The organism is Streptococcus cameli (assembly GCF_053207365.1).
Genome location: NZ_JBRUIM010000009.1, coordinates 1 through 5,262, shown reverse-complemented (window position 1 = coordinate 5,262; position 5,262 = coordinate 1). Strand labels below are relative to the sequence as shown.

Annotated in this window: 1 tRNA gene and 3 rRNA genes; all 4 read left to right on the top strand. The window is 49.1% G+C overall.

What is annotated here, in order from left to right:
* The first annotated feature begins 130 nt into the window (after positions 1-130).
* The 4 genes from ACVR1I_RS10835 to rrf all read left to right on the top strand — a co-directional run bounded on the left by ACVR1I_RS10835 (position 131) and on the right by rrf (position 5,262).
* Positions 131-1,686: ribosomal RNA gene (locus ACVR1I_RS10835) — 16S ribosomal RNA — on the top strand.
* A gap of 67 nt (positions 1,687-1,753) precedes the next feature.
* Positions 1,754-1,826 (top strand) — tRNA-Ala (locus ACVR1I_RS10830).
* 307 nt (positions 1,827-2,133) lie between these two features.
* Positions 2,134-5,038, top strand: a 23S ribosomal RNA gene (locus ACVR1I_RS10825).
* Positions 5,039-5,146: 108 nt separating this feature from the next.
* Positions 5,147-5,262: ribosomal RNA gene (gene rrf / locus ACVR1I_RS10820) — 5S ribosomal RNA — on the top strand.
* The 16S, 23S and 5S rRNA genes sit together here with 1 tRNA gene alongside, the layout of an rRNA operon.

Genomic DNA, 5,262 nt, shown 5'->3' with positions numbered 1-5,262 from the left:
AAGAGGCATGAAAGACCTTTGAAAATTAAAGAAGACGAACCAAACGTGCAGGGTGGACTTGTTTAACAAGTCCGTCAATGACAAAAAAACAATAAACGGATAAGCCAGAGTGCTTAGCCGGACAAACTATTTTAATGAGAGTTTGATCCTGGCTCAGGACGAACGCTGGCGGCGTGCCTAATACATGCAAGTGGAACGCAATTGAATCACCGGAGCTTGCTCCACCGATTTGATTGAGTCGCGAACGGGTGAGTAACGCGTAGGTAACCTGCCTGGTAGCGGGGGATAACTATTGGAAACGATAGCTAATACCGCATAACAGTTAGTAACACATGTTATTAATTTGAAAGGAGCAATTGCTTCACTACCAGATGGACCTGCGTTGTATTAGCTAGTTGGTAGGGTAACGGCCTACCAAGGCATCGATACATAGCCGACCTGAGAGGGTGATCGGCCACACTGGGACTGAGACACGGCCCAGACTCCTACGGGAGGCAGCAGTAGGGAATCTTCGGCAATGGGGGGAACCCTGACCGAGCAACGCCGCGTGAGTGAAGAAGGTTTTCGGATCGTAAAGCTCTGTTGTAAGAGAAGAACGGGTGTGAGAGTGGAAAGTTCACACTATGACGGTATCTTACCAGAAAGGGACGGCTAACTACGTGCCAGCAGCCGCGGTAATACGTAGGTCCCAAGCGTTGTCCGGATTTATTGGGCGTAAAGCGAGCGCAGGCGGTTGTATAAGTCTGAAGTAAAAGGCAGTGGCTCAACCATTGTGTGCTTTGGAAACTGTACAACTTGAGTGCAGAAGGGGAGAGTGGAATTCCATGTGTAGCGGTGAAATGCGTAGATATATGGAGGAACACCGGTGGCGAAAGCGGCTCTCTGGTCTGTAACTGACGCTGAGGCTCGAAAGCGTGGGGAGCAAACAGGATTAGATACCCTGGTAGTCCACGCCGTAAACGATGAGTGCTAGGTGTTGGGTCCTTTCCGGGACTCAGTGCCGCAGCTAACGCATTAAGCACTCCGCCTGGGGAGTACGACCGCAAGGTTGAAACTCAAAGGAATTGACGGGGGCCCGCACAAGCGGTGGAGCATGTGGTTTAATTCGAAGCAACGCGAAGAACCTTACCAGGTCTTGACATCCCTCTGACCGGTCTAGAGATAGACTTTCCCTTCGGGGCAGAGGTGACAGGTGGTGCATGGTTGTCGTCAGCTCGTGTCGTGAGATGTTGGGTTAAGTCCCGCAACGAGCGCAACCCCTATTGTTAGTTGCCATCATTTAGTTGGGCACTCTAGCGAGACTGCCGGTAATAAACCGGAGGAAGGTGGGGATGACGTCAAATCATCATGCCCCTTATGACCTGGGCTACACACGTGCTACAATGGTTGGTACAACGAGTCGCAAGCCGGTGACGGCAAGCTAATCTCTTAAAGCCAATCTCAGTTCGGATTGTAGGCTGCAACTCGCCTACATGAAGTCGGAATCGCTAGTAATCGCGGATCAGCACGCCGCGGTGAATACGTTCCCGGGCCTTGTACACACCGCCCGTCACACCACGAGAGTTTGTAACACCCGAAGTCGGTGAGGTAACCATTTGGAGCCAGCCGCCTAAGGTGGGATAGATGATTGGGGTGAAGTCGTAACAAGGTAGCCGTATCGGAAGGTGCGGCTGGATCACCTCCTTTCTAAGGATAAGGAACCTGTACGTTAGTCTTCTTTAATTTTGAGGGGTCTTTATTACAACCCATATGTGGGGCCTTAGCTCAGCTGGGAGAGCGCCTGCTTTGCACGCAGGAGGTCAGCGGTTCGATCCCGCTAGGCTCCATAGTCTAGAGAAATCTAGACAATAATTTAAGATGAAGTTCAAGGAATTGAACACGACCTCATTTTTTAGGAAAAAAGAAAAACTTCCTAGTGTCTAAGGACACAACGTCAGTTTCCTATTTTTCTACAAAAATGCCCGACAAGTCGGGACGGTCTTAGTATCTTATAGTTTGTCCATTGAAAATTGAATATCTATCAAATTCCATTTAATTAGTAATAGTTAAATGAATAGTAACAAGAAAATAAACCGAAAACGCTGTAAATATTTAATGAGTTTTCTAATTTGAAAGAATTAGGTTAAAAAATAAGGTTAAGTTAATAAGGGCGCACGGTGGATGCCTTGGCACTAGGAGCCGATGAAGGACGTGACTAACAACGAAATGCTTTGGGGAGTTGTACGTAAGCGAAGATCCAGAGATGTCCGAATGGGGGAACCCGGCAGGTTGATGCCTGTCACTCATTACTGTTAAGGTAATGTAGAGGAAGACGCAGTGAACTGAAACATCTAAGTAGCTGCAGGAAGAGAAAGCAAAAGCGATTGCCTTAGTAGCGGCGAGCGAAACGGCAGGAGGGCAAACCGAGGAGTTTACTCCTCGGGGTTGTAGGACTGCGCTGTGGGAAGAAAAGATTATAGAAGAATGACATGGGAAGGTCAGCCAAAGAGAGTGAGAGCCTCGTATTTGAAATAGTTTTGAACCCTAGCAGTATCCTGAGTACGGCGAGACACGCGAAATCTCGTCGGAATCTGGGAGGACCATCTCCCAACCCTAAATACTCCCTAGTGACCGATAGTGAACCAGTACCGTGAGGGAAAGGTGAAAAGCACCCCGGAAGGGGAGTGAAATAGAACCTGAAACCGTGTGCCTACAACAAGTTCGAGCCCGTTAATGGGTGAGAGCGTGCCTTTTGTAGAATGAACCGGCGAGTTACGTTATGATGCGAGGTTAAGTTGAAGAGACGGAGCCGTAGGGAAACCGAGTCTGAACAGGGCGAATTAGTATCATGATGTAGACCCGAAACCATGTGACCTACCCATGAGCAGGTTGAAGGTGCGGTAAGACGCACTGGAGGACCGAACCAGGGCACGTTGAAAAGTGCTTGGATGACTTGTGGGTAGCGGAGAAATTCCAAACGAACTTGGAGATAGCTGGTTCTCTCCGAAATAGCTTTAGGGCTAGCGTCGATATTTAAATCTCTTGGAGGTAGAGCACTGTTTGGATGAGGGGGCCATCTCGGTTTACTGATTTCAGATAAACTCCGAATGCCAATGAGATATGATCGGCAGTCAGACTGCGAGTGCTAAGATCCGTAGTCGAAAGGGAAACAGCCCAGACCACCAGCTAAGGTCCCAAAATAATTGTTAAGTGGAAAAGGATGTGGGGTTGCACAGACAACTAGGATGTTAGCTTAGAAGCAGCTATTCATTCAAAGAGTGCGTAATAGCTCACTAGTCGAGTGACCCTGCGCCGAAAATGTACCGGGGCTAAAACAATTTACCGAAGCTGTGGATAACACTTAGGTGTTATGGTAGGAGAGCGTTCTATGTGTGGCGAAGGCATACCGTGAGGAGTGCTGGAACGCATAGAAGTGAGAATGCCGGTATGAGTAGCGAAAGATGGGTGAGAATCCCATCCACCGTAAGACTAAGGTTTCCAGGGGAAGGCTCGTCCGCCCTGGGTTAGTCGGGACCTAAGGAGAGACCGAAAGGTGTATCCGATGGCCAACAGGTTGATATTCCTGTACTAGAGTATATAGTGATGGAGGGACGCAGTAGGCTAACTAAAGCAGGCGATTGGAAGAGCCTGTCTAAGCAGTGAGGTGTGAGATGAGTCAAATGCTTATCTCTATAACATTGAGCTGTGATGGGGAGCGAAGTTTAGTAGCGAAGTTAGTGACGTCACACTGCCAAGAAAAGCTTCTAGCGTTAATTATACTCTACCCGTACCGCAAACCGACACAGGTAGTCGAGGCGAGTAGCCTCAGGTGATCGAGAGAACTCTCGTTAAGGAACTCGGCAAAATGACCCCGTAACTTCGGGAGAAGGGGTGCTGGCTTTAAGTCAGCCGCAGTGAATAGGCCCAAGCAACTGTTTATCAAAAACACAGCTCTCTGCTAAATCGTAAGATGATGTATAGGGGGTGACGCCTGCCCGGTGCTGGAAGGTTAAGAGGAGCGCTTAGCGTAAGCGAAGGTGTGAATTGAAGCCCCAGTAAACGGCGGCCGTAACTATAACGGTCCTAAGGTAGCGAAATTCCTTGTCGGGTAAGTTCCGACCCGCACGAAAGGCGTAATGATTTGGGCACTGTCTCAACGAGAGACTCGGTGAAATTTTAGTACCTGTGAAGATGCAGGTTACCCGCGACAGGACGGAAAGACCCCATGGAGCTTTACTGCAGTTTGATATTGAGTATCTGTACCACATGTACAGGATAGGTAGGAGCCATTGAAGTCGGGACGCCAGTTTCGACAGAGGCGCTGTTGGGATACTACCCTTGTGTTATGGCTACTCTAACCCGGATAGGTTATCCCTATCGGAGACAGTGTCTGACGGGCAGTTTGACTGGGGCGGTCGCCTCCTAAAAGGTAACGGAGGCGCCCAAAGGTTCCCTCAGATTGGTTGGAAATCAATCGCAGAGTGTAAAGGTATAAGGGAGCTTGACTGCGAGAGCTACAACTCGAGCAGGGACGAAAGTCGGGCTTAGTGATCCGGTGGTTCCGTATGGAAGGGCCATCGCTCAACGGATAAAAGCTACCCTGGGGATAACAGGCTTATCTCCCCCAAGAGTTCACATCGACGGGGAGGTTTGGCACCTCGATGTCGGCTCGTCGCATCCTGGGGCTGTAGTCGGTCCCAAGGGTTGGGCTGTTCGCCCATTAAAGCGGCACGCGAGCTGGGTTCAGAACGTCGTGAGACAGTTCGGTCCCTATCCGTCGCGGGCGTAGGAAATTTGAGAGGAACTGCTCCTAGTACGAGAGGACCAGAGTGGACTTACCGCTGGTGTACCAGTTGTCTCGCCAGAGGCATCGCTGGGTAGCTATGTAGGGAAGGGATAAACGCTGAAAGCATCTAAGTGTGAAACCCACCTCAAGATGAGATTTCCCATGATTTTATATCAGTAAGAGCCCTTAGAGAAGATGAGGTAGATAGGTTGGAAGTGGAAGTATGGCGACATATGAAGCGGACCAATACTAATCGCTCGAGGACTTATCCTAAATAAAGTAATGAATGAGATTACAATTTCAAGTCAGTCAATATTGACAGCAGAGCGGTTTCTTGTTAGAATATAGATATTCAATTTTGAATGGATAACGCATTCATAGTTAAGCGACGATAGCCTAGGAGATACACCTGTACCCATGCCGAACACAGCAGTTAAGCCCTAGTACGCCTGAAGTAGTTGGGGGTTGCCCCCTGTGAGATAAGGGAGTTGCTTAGC